Source organism: Microbacterium sp. GbtcB4 (assembly GCF_019091465.1).
Classification (GTDB): Bacteria; Actinomycetota; Actinomycetes; order Actinomycetales; family Microbacteriaceae; genus Microbacterium; species Microbacterium paraoxydans.
This window is the reverse complement of the sequence record NZ_JAGXJJ010000787.1, coordinates 1-229: the sequence shown is the minus strand read 5'-3', so window position 1 is coordinate 229 and position 229 is coordinate 1. Positions and strand designations below refer to the sequence as shown.

1 pseudogene is annotated in these 229 nt (G+C 76.4%); it reads left to right on the top strand.

The features are described 5' to 3' along the window. Positions 1-229: pseudogene (locus KVS71_RS19620) on the top strand (acetyl-CoA C-acetyltransferase); the annotation flags it as partial.

The following is a 229-nucleotide window of genomic DNA, read 5'->3' as shown; positions in this document are numbered from 1 at the left end:
GGACGCCGAGGCGGCGACCTCGCGGAGATCCCCCCCGCCGACCTCGGCGCGCACAGTCTGCGGGCCCTCGTCGACCGGACCGGCACCGCCCCCGGCGCCGTGGACGACGTGATCCTCGGAGCCATCGATGCGATCGGCGGGCAGGCCGGGACCGTCGCCCGCACCGGGCTGCTCGTCGCCGACTTCCCGGAGCACGTGCCCGGCGTGACGATCGACCGCCAGTGCGGAT